Annotated in this window: 11 protein-coding genes; 8 read left to right on the top strand and 3 right to left on the bottom strand. The window is 65.4% G+C overall.

Translation table 11 applies throughout. The features are described 5' to 3' along the window. Positions 1 to 69: 69 nt before the first annotated feature. A complete protein-coding gene (locus V8683_RS11080) occupies positions 70 to 951 on the top strand; it encodes a LysR substrate-binding domain-containing protein (protein WP_411191145.1) in 882 nt (293 codons plus the stop codon). A 16-nt stretch (positions 952 to 967) separates the two neighbouring features. Here V8683_RS11080 and V8683_RS11075 read toward each other — a convergent pair whose 3' ends face one another. After that, positions 968 to 1,921, bottom strand: a complete 954-nt coding sequence (locus tag V8683_RS11075) for a LysR family transcriptional regulator (RefSeq protein ID WP_411191144.1) — start codon at positions 1,919 to 1,921, stop codon at positions 968 to 970. Positions 1,922 to 2,037: 116 nt separating this feature from the next. On the opposite strand from V8683_RS11075, the gene V8683_RS11070 reads away from it, so the two are divergent. The 3 genes from V8683_RS11070 (at position 2,038) to mmsB (ending at position 5,907) form a co-directional block, all read left to right on the top strand. Continuing rightward, on the top strand, positions 2,038 to 3,354 hold the full coding sequence (locus V8683_RS11070; protein WP_411191143.1) for an MFS transporter: 1,317 nt from the start codon (positions 2,038 to 2,040) through the stop codon (positions 3,352 to 3,354). Positions 3,355 to 3,421: 67 nt separating this feature from the next. Continuing rightward, on the top strand, positions 3,422 to 4,948 hold the full coding sequence (locus V8683_RS11065; RefSeq protein WP_411191142.1) for a CoA-acylating methylmalonate-semialdehyde dehydrogenase: 1,527 nt from the start codon (positions 3,422 to 3,424) through the stop codon (positions 4,946 to 4,948). Between the two features lie 68 nt (positions 4,949 to 5,016). Beyond that, the gene (mmsB, locus tag V8683_RS11060) at positions 5,017 to 5,907 is read left to right on the top strand and encodes a 3-hydroxyisobutyrate dehydrogenase (RefSeq protein WP_411191141.1); all 891 of its coding nucleotides are present in this window, start codon (positions 5,017 to 5,019) and stop codon (positions 5,905 to 5,907) included. Between the two features lie 36 nt (positions 5,908 to 5,943). Here mmsB and V8683_RS11055 read toward each other — a convergent pair whose 3' ends face one another. Continuing rightward, the gene (locus V8683_RS11055) at positions 5,944 to 6,999 is read right to left on the bottom strand and encodes a phytoene/squalene synthase family protein (protein WP_411191140.1); all 1,056 of its coding nucleotides are present in this window, start codon (positions 6,997 to 6,999) and stop codon (positions 5,944 to 5,946) included. A gap of 476 nt (positions 7,000 to 7,475) precedes the next feature. Here V8683_RS11055 and bamA point away from each other — a divergent pair, with 476 nt between their 5' ends. Then, positions 7,476 to 9,791 (top strand): outer membrane protein assembly factor BamA, encoded by a 2,316-nt coding sequence (gene bamA / locus V8683_RS11050; RefSeq protein WP_411191139.1) that lies wholly within the window; start codon positions 7,476 to 7,478, stop codon positions 9,789 to 9,791. Between the two features lie 131 nt (positions 9,792 to 9,922). Here the strand turns inward: bamA and V8683_RS11045 are convergent, their stop codons facing one another. Further along, the gene (locus tag V8683_RS11045; RefSeq protein ID WP_411191138.1) at positions 9,923 to 10,873 is read right to left on the bottom strand and encodes a LysR substrate-binding domain-containing protein; all 951 of its coding nucleotides are present in this window, start codon (positions 10,871 to 10,873) and stop codon (positions 9,923 to 9,925) included. A 114-nt stretch (positions 10,874 to 10,987) separates the two neighbouring features. Here V8683_RS11045 and V8683_RS11040 point away from each other — a divergent pair, with 114 nt between their 5' ends. From V8683_RS11040 to V8683_RS11030, 3 genes are all read left to right on the top strand, one after another. Then, positions 10,988 to 12,163 carry a M20 aminoacylase family protein gene (locus tag V8683_RS11040; protein WP_411191137.1) on the top strand — a complete coding sequence of 392 codons (1,176 nt, stop codon included), beginning with the start codon at positions 10,988 to 10,990 and terminating at the stop codon, positions 12,161 to 12,163. Positions 12,164 to 12,331: 168 nt separating this feature from the next. Beyond that, positions 12,332 to 12,691 (top strand): hypothetical protein, encoded by a 360-nt coding sequence (locus V8683_RS11035; RefSeq protein ID WP_411191136.1) that lies wholly within the window; start codon positions 12,332 to 12,334, stop codon positions 12,689 to 12,691. A gap of 380 nt (positions 12,692 to 13,071) precedes the next feature. Beyond that, positions 13,072 to 14,682, top strand: coding sequence for an efflux RND transporter periplasmic adaptor subunit (locus tag V8683_RS11030; protein ID WP_411191134.1), 1,611 nt, complete (start codon positions 13,072 to 13,074; stop codon positions 14,680 to 14,682). Position 14,683: the final 1 nt, after the last annotated feature.

Genomic DNA, 14,683 nt, shown 5'->3' with positions numbered 1-14,683 from the left:
TTATTGGCGATTCCCGGGCGCCAGGCCAGCGAGAGATTTCGGACGGGATTGTGAGTAGAATTTGACGTCATGTCCCGATCGCTTCCTCCCCTCCAGGCCCTGCGCGCGCTAGAAGCAGCGGCGCGGCGGCGCAGCTTCAGCCGTGCTGCCGAAGAACTGCATTTGACGCACAGTGCCGTGAGCCATCACCTGCGGGGGCTCGAAAGCGAGCTGGGCGTCGAGCTGTTTCGCCGCGCGGGCAGCCAGATGATTCCCACGGCCGCCGGCGCGCAGCTCGCCGAACGCGTGCGGCGCAGCCTGGGCGAGCTGCGCGAGGCGCTCGACGCGACGCGTCCCGGTGTGAGCGGCGTCACGCGGCTGGAACTGAGCGTGATGTCCGATTTTGCATCGGTGTGGCTGATCCCTCGTCTTGGCGACTTCTACGATCGGCATCCGGACGTCGATCTTTCGCTACGCATGCATGCGGACGTGACGCCGCCCGATCCTTATCCGTTCGATATCGGCATCTGGCATCGCCGCGTGGACGAGCCGGGCTTCCAGATCCGCAAGTTGCTGGACGACCAGGTCGTGGCCGTTTGCAGCCCGGCGCTGCTCGTGCGCTATCCGGACTTTCGCGTGGAAGACCTCGCGAAAATGCCGCTGCTGCGTTTTTCGCGCCGCTCGTGGCGCGACTTCTTCGAGGCGGCCGGCGTGGCGGGCGACGAGCCCGAACGCGGCCCCATATTCGACGACGCGGGGCTGCTGCTGCAGGCCACCGTTGCCGGGCAGGGAGCCGCGACCGCGCGGCTTCAGCTTGCGCGCGGCTACATCGAGCGAGGCGAACTGATACTGCTAAGCCAGGTACGTATTCCTGCGTCGCTCGATTATTACTTCACGTGGCGCGAGGGCCATCCGCGCGAGGCCGCGATTCAGCAGTTCTATCGCTGGGTCAAATCCCAGCTCGCGAGCTGACCGCCATGCGTTTTCTTCAAGGCTCGACGTAATGCATCTGCGGCGAGTCGCCCAGCAGCAGCGGCTGGTTCGCCTCGGCGGCGGCCCGCAGATAGTCCCATAACGACGTGATGCGCCGCAGCTTGCGCAAGTCTTCGCGGCTGCAGAGCCAGAAGCGCCGCGTCACCACGATCTCGTCGGGCAGGATCGCGACGAGGCGCGGGTCCGGTTCCGCCATGAAGCACGGCAGGATCGCGAGCGCGCTGCCTTGCAGCGCGGCGTGGTATTGCGCAATCACGCTCGTGCTGCAGAGATTCGCTTTGACGTTTGGCGCCGTGCGTTCGAGATAGAGCAGTTCGTGGCTGAACGCGAGATCGGCGACATAGCTGACGAACGCGTGGTGCCGCAGGTCCGCCGGCGTGCGGATGCGCGGCTGCTGCGCCAGATAGTCCGGAGTCCCGTACAGCCTGAGCCGGTAGTCGGTGAGCTTGGTGTACACGTACTGGCCGCGCTCGGGCCGCTCCAGCATGATCGCGAGATCGGCCTCGCGCTTCGAGAGACTCACGAAGTGCGGCACCGGCAGCAGGTCGATCGACATGTCCGGGTGCTGGCCCGAGAAGCGCGCGAGCTGCGGCGCGAGAAAGAAGCAACCGAAGCCTTCCGTCGAACCCACCCGCACGTGTCCCGACAGCGACTGCGCGCCCATGGCGAACTGCTCGCTCACGGACTGCACGGTGGTTTCCACCGCGTCGGCATGGGTGAGCAGCCGCTGTCCCTCCGCGGTCAGCACGAAGCCGCCCGAGCGCGACTTGTCGAACAGCACCGTGCCGAGCGCGGTCTCCAGCTCCCGCACGCGGCGCGCGACCGTCGTGTGGTCCACGCCCAGCTTCTTCGCCGCGGCGCTCGCCCGCTGCGTGCGGGCCACCGCGAGGAAATAGCGCAGGTCGTCCCAGTTCAGCGTCTCCAGCTTGTTCGTTGTGCTTTTTTGCATATCGGATGGGCTTTTTCGTCTCTATACCGTGGATATTCGAATAAATATACTCGTTTGCAGACCCTGGGACAGAAGCTCCGAAGACGGTCTGCAAACAACAAGGATGGAGACAGACGATGCACATGCAGTCGACCCCCGAAAGGGCCGCCGCGGCCGTTCCGGTTCCGAAGCGCGCGCGCGATTATTTGCTTGCAGGCTGGGCCAGCATGGCCGGCACGACGATCGAGTGGTACGACTTCTTCCTCTACGGCACGGCTGCCGCCCTGGTCTTCAACAAGGTTTTCTTCCCGACGCTCGACCCCATTCTTGGCACGCTCGCCGCTTTCGCGACCTATGGCGTCGGCTTCATCGGGCGCCCGATGGGCGGCATCGTGTTCGGCCACTTCGGCGACCGCATCGGCCGCAAGTCCATGCTGCTCGCCACGCTGCTGCTGATGGGCATTCCCAGCATGGCGATCGGGCTGATTCCTTCGTACCAGAGCATCGGCTACGGGGCGGCGGCGCTGCTCGTCGCGATGCGGTTCCTGCAAGGCATGGCCGTGGGCGGCGAGTGGGGCGGCGCAGTGCTGATGGCCGTCGAACACGCGCCGCGTGGCCGCAAGGGCTTGTTCGGCAGCCTGCCGCAAACGGGCGTGGGCTTCGGGCTGATTCTTTCGTCGCTGGCGATGGCCGCCGTGACGGCGCTCCCGGAAGCCGACCTGCTGGCGTGGGGCTGGCGCGTTCCGTTTCTCGCCAGCATCCTGCTCGTGCTGGTGGGCTGGGTGATTCGCGTGCGGGTGCCCGAATCGCCCGACTTCGAACGCGTGAAAAAGACCGGCCGCCCCGTGGAGGCGCCGGTGCTCGAAGTGCTGCGCCGCCAGCCTCGCGAGCTTCTCCTCATCATCGGCGCGCGCACGGCGGAGAACACCTGGTTTTATCTGGTAGTGGCGTTCGCGCTCGCCTATGCTGCCAATCAGTTGAAGATTCCGAAGGCGCAAATTCTGCACGCCATCACCGCCGGCGCCGTGCTCTCGCTTGCGACGATGCCGTTCTGCGGCTGGCTGAGCGACCGGATCGGCCAGAAGCGTTTGTTTCTCGCCGGCCTCGTGATCATGGGCCTGTTTGTTGCGCCGTTTTTCTCGATGCTGGAAACGCTGCAGCCCGTGGCGGTGTGGTGGGCGATGGTCCTGGGCGTCGGCGTGGTGTTCCCGATTCTCTATGCGCCCGAATCGCAGTTGTTTGCCGCGCAGTTTCCCGCGGAGATCCGCTATAGCGGCATTTCGGTGTCCGTGCAGTTGGCGGGCGTGCTGGGCGGCGGCGTCGCCCCGATGATCGCGACCGCGTTGCTCGCCTACGGCGGCGGCAGGCCGCATTACGTGGTTGCCTATATGGTGGCGCTCGGCGTGATCGCGCTGATCTGCACGCTGCTGATGCGCTCGCGGCACGACGGATGATTTTTTATCGTATTCCTGATTACCCGGTCCGAACCGGTTCCCTTCAACCCATGCAAGAGAGTCCAAGATGAACGCAGTCACCCAGGCATCGAATGCCCATGTCCCCACCGTCAAGCTGCTGATCGACGGCGCATTCGTCGAGTCGAAGACGGGCGAATGGCGCGACATCGTCAATCCGGCCACGCAGGAAGTGCTCGCGCGCGTGCCGTTCGCTACCGTGGCCGAAGTCGATGCGGCCGTGCAGAGCGCGCAGGCTGCGTTCGCAACGTGGAAGAACACGCCGATCGGCGCGCGCCTGCGCATCATGCTGAAATTCCAGGCGCTGATTCGCGAGAACATGGCGCGCATTGCGAAGACGCTCACCGCCGAGCAGGGCAAGACCCTGCCCGATGCCGAAGGCGACATCTTCCGCGGCCTCGAAGTGGTCGAGCACGCCTGCTCGATCGGCACGCTGCAGCAGGGCGGGTTCGCCGAGAACGTGGCGGGCGGCGTCGACACGTACACGCTGCAGCAGCCGCTTGGCGTGTGCGCGGGCATTACGCCGTTCAACTTCCCCGCGATGATTCCGCTGTGGATGTTCCCGATGGCCATCGTCTGCGGCAACACCTTCGTGCTGAAGCCCTCGGAACAGGATCCGCTTTCGACGATGCAGCTCGTCGAGCTGGCGCTCGAAGCCGGCATTCCGAAAGGCGTGCTCAATGTCGTGCATGGCGGCAAGGAAGTGGTCGACGCGATCTGCTCTCACCCGCTCATCAAGGCGATCTCGTTCGTCGGCTCGACGGCGGTGGGCACGCATGTCTATCGCCTCGGCAGCGAGCACGGCAAGCGCGTGCAGTCGATGATGGGCGCGAAGAACCACGCGGTCGTTCTGCCCGACGCGAACCGCGAGCAGGCCATCAACGCGCTCGTCGGCGCGTCGTTCGGCGCGGCGGGGCAGCGTTGCATGGCGACTTCGGTGGTCGTGCTGGTCGGGGCGGCGCAGCAGTGGCTGCCCGACCTCGTCGAAAAGGCGAAGACGCTGAAGGTCAACGCGGGCCACGAGCCGGGCACCGACGTCGGTCCGGTGGTTTCTCGTACTGCGAAGGCGCGTATTCTGGGTCTCATCGAATCGGGCGTGAAGCAGGGCGCGACGCTGGCGCTCGACGGCCGCGACGTGACGGTGAAGGGTTACGAGGAGGGCAACTTCGTCGGGCCGACGGTGTTCACGAACGTGAAGACCGACATGGACATCTACACGCATGAAATCTTCGGCCCGGTGCTCGTGGTGCTGACCGCGGCAAATCTGGACGAGGCAATCGCGATCGTCAACGCCAATCCGTTCGGCAATGGCGTGGGCCTCTTCACGCAGAGCGGCGCGGCGGCCCGCAAATTCCAGAGCGAGATCGACATCGGCCAGGTGGGCATCAACATTCCGATTCCGGTGCCGGTGCCGTATTTCAGCTTCACGGGCTCGCGCGGCTCGAAGCTCGGCGATCTCGGCCCGTACGGCAAGCAGGTCGTGCAGTTCTATACGCAGACGAAGACCGTCACCGCGCGCTGGTTCGACGACGCCACCGTCAGCGACGGCGTGAACACCACGATCAGCCTGCGCTGACGCGGCAAGGTTGCCTGCGCAACAAAATTCGCAACGAAAGCGGCAACGACGTTGCAGGAGACAGACTAATGAAAATCGGCTTCATCGGACTAGGTCACATGGGCGCGCCGATGGCGCTCAATCTGCTCAAGGCGGGGCACACGCTCAAGGTGTTCGATCTCAGCGAAGCGGCCTTGCAGACGCTCGCCGAAGCGGGCGCGGAACGCGCCGCCTCGCCAGGGGACGCGGCGAGCGGCGCCGAATGGGTCGTGACGATGCTGCCCGCGGCCGCGCATGTGCGCACGGTGCTCACCGCGGCGGACGGCGTGCTGGCGGGCGTCGCGAAAGGCGTGACGATCATCGACTCGAGCACGATCGATCCCGCCAGCGCCCGCGAATTCGCGGCGCTGGCGGCGGCGCGGGGCAACACCTTTGTCGACGCGCCGGTATCGGGCGGCACGGGCGGCGCGGTGGCGGGCACGCTGACCTTCATGGTGGGCGGCACGGCGGCCGTGTACGAGAGCGTGAAACCGGTGCTCTCAGGCATGGGGAAGAACATCGTCCACTGCGGCGATACCGGCACGGGGCAGGTCGCGAAGATTTGCAACAACCTCGTGCTCGGCGTCACGATGGCGGGCGTCGCGGAAGCGATGGCGCTGGGCGAGTCGCTCGGCATCGACCCGAAGGTCCTGGGCGGCATCATGAACACCTCGACGGGCCGCTGCTGGAGCTCGGACACGTACAACCCGTATCCGGGCGTGATCGAGACGGCGCCTGCGTCGCGCGGCTATACGGGCGGCTTCGGCACCGATCTGATGCTCAAGGATCTCGGCCTCGCGACCGATGCGGCAAAGGGCGTGCGCCAGCCGGCGTTCATGGGCGCGCTCGCGCAGCAGCTCTACCAGGCCATGAGCAGCCGCGGCGACGGCAAGCTCGACTTTTCCGCCGTTATCAAGCTGTATCGCGGCGAGAAGGAATAGCGGCGGGCACGGCTCGCAGCGCGCGCTGCGAGCCGCTTATGTTTTGATGCGTGCTTCCACGCGCGCGAAGAGCCGCCTGAACCACCGTTCGAGCAGGGCATCGGACGGCGCGAGCAGCGTCGAGCCGGCGAGGATGCGATAGACGTCATTGCGCGTTACCTTGGACGTCTTCGCCGGATCGAGCCATTGCTCGTTCGCGACGAGCCGCTCGAGCGTTTCGAGTCCGATGAGGATCGGCCAGAGGCAGGCGAGGCGCAGCCGCAGCGAGTGTCGCGGCAGCGCAAACGTATAGTCGATCGCGGCGCGGAAGTGATCGAGCGCGATGCGCACGAGTTCGTACAAGATGCCGCGTGCCCGCGAGGACGACTCGGGCCGCAGCAGGTCCTGCGCGGCGAGTCCCGCCTGCGCGAGCATCGAAGCCGGCAGATAGCAGCGGCCGATGCGCAGGTCCCTGCCGCAGTCGCGCAGCACGTTCACCATCTGCAGCGCTTTGCCGAAGCGCACGCCGCGCCGGTACATCGTTTCGCGCAACGCAGGATCGAGCGCGCCCGGGACGTGCTGGTACGTCATCTTCGTCCAGAATTCGCCCACGCAGCCGGCCACCAGATACGTGTAGCGGTCGAGCTCGTCCCAACTGGCAAGCGCGGCGATCTGGCCGGAGCGTTCGTCGGGGAAGGTGCGCAGGTCGAATTCCATGCCTTGCGTGAGCGTCGTCACGATTTCGCGCACCGCGGCGCGATCGGCCTCGTCCAGTTGCGCGAGCACCTCCAGGGCGCCACCCAGCGATTCGAGCAACTGCCTTTCGTCCGATTGGGTCTGCTGGCCCGCGACCTCGTCGGCGATGCGCCGCGGGCCGGCGGCGTCGTCCGCGGCGCCGTTGATGCGCTCGCGCAGCGACAGCAGCAGCGCGAGGCGCTGCTCGGGCGGGATCAGCGAGGTGTCGGCGATCGTGTCTGCCGCGCGCGCGAGCAGATAGGCCACACCCACCGGATCGCGCATCCCCGCGGGCAGCACGCGCAACGTGAGATAGAACGAGCGGGAAACGCCTTTGAGCAACGGGCCCAGCAGGAAGGCCCGGTCGGATTTCTGCATGTTGGGGAAGCGGCGGCAAGGGACGGATCGAACGAGAGCCGCATTGTAGCGTGGATGACGTGGGGCGGCGCGGGCCCCGATGCGCGTGCAGCGGGGCAGGAGAGCGCTTGAATTCTTACAGATCTAGTCGGTCGAACCACGCCTCTGAATTGTTTCTGAAAGGTTGAGGTGTGATAGAGTCTGCGCTGCTTGCCCATAGCAGGTTCTGTTGCAGCCGGATTCCTTCTGTTAGAATCTTCGCGCAGGTAATCATGGTAGTCTGAGCGGCTTCGCGTGCAGGCCGCGCACATGACCGAAGTGCTCACGCTCGCGACGACGGGGCTCGCGATGGTTCTTCGTCCGGGCGGCATGAGCGTACGGTAAAATCCGGGCGGCGTGAACATGCAGTAAGACGCAGTGAACGCGCGACGCGCCGCGTCGTTCCGGCCGCGAACGGGTTCGCGGTTTTCTTGTTGGCCTTAAATACAAATTCCCGCATGACGGCTTCAACTACCACGGCGCGCTACACCCGCGCGCTGACCTTCGCCGGCCTCGGCCTCGTTGCCACCGCCGCGAGCGCCACCGAGCCTTTCGTGGTCCAGGACATCCGTATCGACGGGCTTTCGCGCATCGAGCCCGGCACGGTGTTCGCCTATCTGCCCATCAAGCAGGGCGATACCTTTACGGACGACAAGGCGTCGGACGCCATCCGCGCACTCTATGCGACGGGCTTCTTCAGCGATGTGCGGATCTCCACCGAAGGCGGCGTGGTCGTCGTGCAGGTGCAGGAGCGACCGGCCATCGGCACGATCGACTTCGCCGGCATCCACGAATTCGACAAGGACGCGCTCACCAAGGCGCTCAAGTCGGTGGGGCTTTCGCCGGGCCGCAGCTACGACAAGGCGCTCGTGGACCGCGCGGAGCAGGAGCTCAAGCGCCAGTACCTCACGCGCGGCTATTACGCGGCCGAGGTCACGACCACCGTCACGCCAATCGACCGCAACCGCGTCGGCCTGCTGTTTTCGGTGATCGAAGGGCCGAGCGCGAAGATCCGCCAGGTTAACTTCATCGGCAATCACGCGTTCAGCGAAGGCACGCTGCGCGACGAGATGCAGCTTTCCACGCCGAACTGGTTCTCGTGGTACACGAAGAACGACCTGTACTCGAAGGACAAGCTCACGGGCGACCTCGAGAACATTCGTACGTACTACCTGGACCGCGGCTACCTCGAGTTCAACATCGACTCGACCCAGGTGTCGCTCTCGCCCGACAAGAAGGACATGTATCTCACGATCGGGATCCATGAGGGCGAGCCGTACACGATTTCGGGCGTCTCGCTCGCGGGCAACCTGCTCAATCGCGAGGCGGAGCTCAAGAAGCTCATCACGATCAAGCCGGGCCAGCGCTTTTCGGCGGCCAAGCTGAAGGACACGACGAAGGCGCTCGTCGACAAGCTCGGCGAATACGGCTATGCATTCGCGACCGTCAACGCCGAGCCTCAGATCGACCAGCAGCATCACGTCGTGGCGCTCACGCTGCAGGTCGATCCGGGCCGCCGCGTGTACGTGCGTCAGGTGAACATCGCCGGCAATACGCGCACCCGCGACGAAGTGATCCGCCGCGAAATGCGCCAGCTCGAAAGCTCGTGGTTCGACTCGAGCCGGCTCGCGCTCTCGAAGGACCGTATCAACCGTCTTGGCTACTTCACCGACGTGGACGTGACCACGGTGCCGGTGGAGGGCACGCCGGACCAGGTGGACGTCGACGTGAAGGTGACCGAGAAGCCCACCGGCACGCTGTCTCTCGGCGTGGGCTACGGCTCGGGCGAAGGCCCGATCCTGTCGGCGGGTATTTCGCAGGACAACGTGTTCGGCTCGGGCAACAGCCTTTCGCTGAACGTGAACACGGCGACGACGTTCCGCACGCTGTCGGTGACCGAAGTCGATCCGTACTTTACGATCGACGGCATCAAGCGCATCACGGATGCCTACTACCGCACCACCGAGCCGCTGTACTACTCGAGCACGACCGACACGAGCTTCCGCATCATTTCGTACGGCGCGGACACGAAGTTCGGCATTCCGTTCTCCGAAACCGACATGGTGTACTTCGGTCTCGGCATCGAACAGGATCGTCTCGACATCGACTCCACGACGCCGCAGAGCTACATCGATTACGTGAACGATTTCGGCCGCGTGTCGAACATCGTGCCGCTGACGGTTGGCTGGTCGCGCGACAACCGCGACAGCGCATTGGTGCCGAGCAAGGGCTACTTCCTGCAGACCAACGCCGAGTACGGCACGCCGATCACGGGTGTCTCGTACTACAAGGCCGATATTCAGTCGCAGTACTACTATTCGTTCGCACGCGGCTTCGTGCTGGGCCTGAACTTCCAGGGCGGCTACGGCAACGGCCTCGAAGGCAAGCCGTACCCGATCTTCAAGAACTACTACGCGGGCGGTATCGGCTCGGTGCGTGGCTATGAACCGGGCTCCCTCGGTCCGCGCGACGTGAGCACGGGCGACCCGATCGGCGGTTCGAAGATGCTGGTGGGCAGCATTGAACTCACGTTCCCGCTGCCGGGCACGGGCTACGACCGCACGCTGCGCGTCTTCACCTTCGTGGACGGCGGTAACGTCTGGGGCGACGAAGGCACGAGTATCGGCGCGAACGGCCTGCGTTACAGCTATGGTATGGGTCTCGAGTGGATTTCGCCGATCGGCCCGCTCAAGCTCGACCTCGGCTTCCCGATCGTCAAGCACACGGGCGACCAGTACCAGAAGTTCCAGTTCCAGATCGGTACGTCGTTCTAAACGCACAGTTCCGGGGCCTGTCACTGGCGTGACGAGGCCCCGGATGCGTTGTTTCGTTGGTCTTCCTGTCTTTGCGGCGTTCGCCGCTACTCCCGCCGTTTTTTTCTTCCGGCTGGTTTCCCCGTCAATCTCTAGATCAGAAGCTCGAGCGAGTGATAGAGCCGTCGGCGCTCGGGATCGCGCGATGCCTCGCCCGAACGGATCGCCTCCTTCAGGCAGTCGAGGAAGCACTCTGCGGCGGCCGGAAGCGGCACGCCGCGCCGGGCTACCACGCTGACCACAGTGCGGTCCACTTCCTCCCGCAGTACGAGCGCTCGCAGGTTCTCGCGCGCGAAGCGCGTCTCCACGAGCGGCCACGGAAAAATGCTCACCATGTCGGTGTTCATGATGAGCCCCATGGCGACGATGAACGAATGCGCCAGATGGACCGTCTGCGGCAGCGGCAGGCCGTGGCGGCGGAAGACGTCGTCGGCGATCATGTCCTTGCTGCCCGGATCCCAGTTGAGCAGCCATTCGCAGTCCTGAAGTTCGGCCAGAGAATGCGCTTGTGCGAGCGGATGATCCTTGCGCACGACCACGGCGGATTCGGTCGCGAATATCGGTGTCTGCACGAACTCCGCATGCAGCGAGGCCGGCCCCGGCTTGCCTAGCGAGAAGTCCAGCGACCCGTCGCGCAGGCGCGGCATCACGATGTTCAGGAGGCCTTCATAAAACTCGAGCTGCATCCCGGGCATGCGCTTGCGAAAGAGCGTAACGGCGTCGGGCACGAAGGAGAGCGCAAGCCACGGCGTCACGCCGATCGACAGCTTGCCGCCGGCACGCCCGCGCCGCGCGTCGAGCTCGTCCTGGGCACGCGACATCTGCTGCACGATCAGCCGCGCGTGCACGAGCAGCGCCTGCCCCGCTTCGGTGAATGCAATGCCGTTCGCATTGCGCGTGACGAGCGCGATCTGCTGCTCGGCTTCCAGCTCGCGCACGGCCTTGGTGGCCGCAGCGGGCGAAATGCCGAGCTGGCGCGAGGCCGCGCGGATGCTGCCGGTATCGGCCATGGCGACGAGCGCCCTGAACTGGTGGAACTTCATGAGGGGAAACCCGGATGCCTACCTCTGGTTGGCGGGCCAACCATTGTAGATCTGTTGTCGAGTCGGGTGCGTCGTTATTCTGGGGTGCTACGGCAAGCCCATGGAAGACACGACATGAATACGATGACGATCCCGCCTGCAATTGCCGCGATCGAAGAAGAGATGATCGCGCTGCGCCACGCAATCCACGCCCATCCGGAACTTGGCTTCGAAGAGTTCGTGACGAGCGACCTCGTTGCGGCACGGCTCGCCGAGTGGGGCTACGAGGTGCATCGCGGGTTGGGCGGCACAGGCGTTGTCGGCACGCTGAAGATGGGCGACGGAGCGCGCCGGCTCGGCCTGCGTGCCGATATGGACGCGTTGCCGATCCTTGAGGCCACGGGGCTCGACTACGCGAGCCGCATTCCCGGCAAGATGCACGCTTGCGGACACGACGGTCATACGGCCATGCTGCTCGCGGCGGCGAAGCATCTCGCGCAGTCGCGTTCGTTCGACGGCACGCTGCACCTGATTTTCCAGCCGGCCGAAGAGGGCCTGGGCGGCGCTAAGCGCATGCTCGACGAAGGCCTCTTCGAGCGCTTTCCGTGCGATGCCGTTTTTGCCATGCACAACATGCCGGGGTTTCCAACCGGAAAACTGGGCTTTCGCGCGGGACCGTTCATGGCGTCGTCCGACACCGTGATCGTCGACGTCGACGGCCGGGGCGGGCATGGCGCCGTGCCGCACAAGGCGATCGATCCGGTCGTGGTGTGCGCGAGCATCGTGCTCGCGCTGCAGACGGTCGTGTCGCGCAACGTGCCGCCGCTCGACATGGCGATCGTGACCGTGGGCGCCATTCACGCGGGCGACGCGCCGAACGTGATTCCGCAGACCGCGCAGATGAAGCTTTCGGTGCGCGCGCTGCGCCCGGAGGTGCGCGATCTGCTGCAGGAGCGCATCACGGCGCTTGTGCACGCGCAGGCCGCCTCTTATGGCGCGACGGCGCGCATCGACTATCAGCGTCGCTATCCTGTGCTCGTGAACGACGCGCAGATGACCGCCTTCGCGCAGGAGGTCGCGCGCGAGTGGGTGGGCGAGGCGGGTCTGATCGAGGACATGGCGCCGCTCACCGGCAGCGAGGATTTTTCGTTCGTGCTGGAGCGTTGCCCGGGCAGCTATCTGATCATCGGCAACGGAGACGGCGAGGGCGGCTGCATGGTGCACAACCCCGGCTACGATTTCAACGACGACTGCCTCGCGGCGGGCGCGGCGTACTGGGTGAAGCTCGCCCAACGGTTCTTGCGCGCCTGAGGCGCGAAGCCGTGCTGGCGCGGCTGATCCAGATCTGAGCGTCGGGCGCTACACGATTTTGCCGCCCGCACGGCGAGTCTTTACGGGTTCTTTGCACGCGGCTTCGTAGAATCGGTTTCATGTTCAACAGTACGCGCGCCGTCCTCCGTCGTGGTGCGCACGCAGACGATGCAAACCCTCCCCATACGTCAGACCGTCAAGGCCGTCTCGAAGTCCGCGTTTCAATCGATTGCCTCTCCCCTCGCGAAAGCTCCCGCACGCGCGAGCCGGCATGCGGCAGCCGCTCGCGTCAGCGTGCAGATGGTCGTGCGCGTAGCGCCGCGCGATGCCGAAACGGCGCGCCGCGCGTTGCATCGCATGCTGGGTAGCGCGTTAGGTATCCATACCATCGACATCGACCGACGCCGCGATCTGGCCTGCCTGCATATCGAACTCGAACGCACGCGCGTGAGCGAGGCGATGGCCGTTCTGATCCGCACGGTCACCAGCGCCGAGTTCGGCACCATTCGTCTGCTGGAAAGACCCTAGCACGCGACGCGAGCGGCTTGCCGCGCATCCCTTGTTCTCCACACCGTCGCCAATCGGTCGTTTCGGAAATTAAAACGATGCAGCCCATTGTTTTGATGGGCTGTGAATAGTTGACCGAAACGCGCGCACAGGTTGGCAAACACGTTCTGCGTCGCCCGGAAAAACAGTAGTATCTGAGCGAGCGCCAAGGACGCGGTTTGCCTTCGGGTCGTCCCGAAGTCTGCCTTGGTTCGTCGGTCCAGCGTAGATCGTCGGCTACGGAGAACAGCATGACATGCGGAATTCGGGTTGTCCGGTTGTGCCTGTCGTTGGGGTTGCTGGCTGCAGTCGTTGCTTGCCATGACAATAAGCCCGCCGCGTCGGCGCCACCGCCCGCCAACGTGGATGTCATCGACGTCGCCCTGCGCGACGTGCCGGTGGTTTTCGACTACGTCGGCCAGACCGAAAGCTCGCAGCAGGTCGAGATCCGGGCTCGCGTGAACGGCTTCCTCGAGAAGCGCGTCTATCAGGAAGGCTCGCTCGTCCATGAAGGCGACGTCATGTTCGTCATGGACAAGAAGCCGTTCCAGGCCGCGCTCGATGCCGCGCAGGCCGAATACGCGCAGCAGAAGGCACGGCTCGACACGGCGCAGGCGAACCTGAACCGCGTGCGCCCGCTCGCGGCGAAGAGCGCGCTGAGCCAGAAAGATCTCGACGATTCGATCGGCCAGCAGCAGGCCGCCGCCGCCGCGCTCGATCAGGCGCGCGCGAACGTGCTGAGCGCGAGCCTGAACCTCGGCTATACGACCATCACCGCGCCGGTAACGGGGCTTTCGAGCTTCGCGAAGAAGCAGGACGGCACGTATATCGACGCCGCCAACAGCCTGCTGACTTACGTGGCGAAGCTCGACCCCATGTGGATCAACTTCTCGCTCTCCGAGAGCGAGTTGCTCGATCTGCGTGCGCAGACGGGCAACGGCACACTCAGGCTGCCGGAGCGCGGCAAGCTGGAGGCCGTCATCGTGCTTGCCGACGGCAGCATCTACCCGCAGCGCGGTCATATCGCGTTCACCGATGCCGCGCTCAGCACGGAAACCGGCACCTATCTGATCCGCGCGGCCGTGTCGAACGCAGACGGCGCGTTGCGGCCGGGCCAGTTCGTGCGGATCAAGCTCGTGGGCGCGGTCCGTCCGAACGCGATTGCCGTGCCGCAGGATGCGGTGCAGCAGGGCGCGCGCGGCGAATTCGTCTGGACCGTGGATGCGCAGGGCAAGGCCCAGCAGCGCGCGGTCGAGACCGGCGAGTGGAACGGCAACGACTGGGTCATCAAAGCGGGCCTGCATCCGGGCGACAAGGTCATTCTCGACAACACGCTGCGCCTCATGCCGGGTGCGCCTCTCAATGTGCATCTCGTGCCGGCGCCCGCGCCGAGCGTCAACGTGGCGGCCCAGGGTACGGCGCCGGACGACACGGCAGGCGGCAATGCCGCGGCGCCAGGGGCCGCGAGCGGGGCGGGTGCCGCGGGTGCACAGGGTGCGGCGGCCGGCGCCAACGTCGGGTCCAACGCCGGGTCCAACGGCAGCGGCAGTGCTAACGCCAATGCGGCAAGCAGTACGAACGTTGCGAATAGCACAAACGGCACGAGCGGTTCGAACAGCACGAATCTCTCCGCCGTGCCTGCTAGCGGCGAACTCACCTCGCTTTACTTCGCACCCGGCAGTTCCAGTCTCGACGCGCAGTCGGCCGAGGCGCTCGCGGCGGTTGCGAAGCAGCTCGTTGCGTCTCCCGGCGCGCGTGTCGTGATCTCCGGCTACACCGACCCGAGCGGCTCGCTCGCCGAAAACGAACGCCTCGCCAAAGCACGCGCGGCAACGGTGCGAGCCGCGCTGATCGTCGCGGGCGTGGAGAATGCCCGCATCGAGATGCGCAAGCCCGCGAAGATCGTGGCCAACGATGCCCCCGACAAGTCTCGCCGCGTCGACGTGACGCTCACCCAGGCGACGGGAGGCTGAT

This window comes from Paraburkholderia sp. AV2 (assembly GCF_054968425.1).
Note: the sequence above shows the minus strand (reverse complement) of the source record. Positions and strands in the feature narration are given on the sequence as shown.

Coding starts and splice junctions, on each gene's coding strand:
- V8683_RS11075 (WP_411191144.1), bottom strand. CDS start 1,921: ATGCAAAAAAGCACAACGAACAAGCTGGAGACGCTGAACTGGGACGAC.
- V8683_RS11035 (WP_411191136.1), top strand. CDS start 12,332: ATGCAAACCCTCCCCATACGTCAGACCGTCAAGGCCGTCTCGAAGTCC.
- mmsB (WP_411191141.1), top strand. CDS start 5,017: ATGAAAATCGGCTTCATCGGACTAGGTCACATGGGCGCGCCGATGGCG.
- V8683_RS11040 (WP_411191137.1), top strand. CDS start 10,988: ATGAATACGATGACGATCCCGCCTGCAATTGCCGCGATCGAAGAAGAG.
- V8683_RS11045 (WP_411191138.1), bottom strand. CDS start 10,873: ATGAAGTTCCACCAGTTCAGGGCGCTCGTCGCCATGGCCGATACCGGC.
- V8683_RS11080 (WP_411191145.1), top strand. CDS start 70: ATGTCCCGATCGCTTCCTCCCCTCCAGGCCCTGCGCGCGCTAGAAGCA.
- V8683_RS11065 (WP_411191142.1), top strand. CDS start 3,422: ATGAACGCAGTCACCCAGGCATCGAATGCCCATGTCCCCACCGTCAAG.
- V8683_RS11070 (WP_411191143.1), top strand. CDS start 2,038: ATGCACATGCAGTCGACCCCCGAAAGGGCCGCCGCGGCCGTTCCGGTT.
- bamA (WP_411191139.1), top strand. CDS start 7,476: ATGACGGCTTCAACTACCACGGCGCGCTACACCCGCGCGCTGACCTTC.
- V8683_RS11055 (WP_411191140.1), bottom strand. CDS start 6,999: ATGCAGAAATCCGACCGGGCCTTCCTGCTGGGCCCGTTGCTCAAAGGC.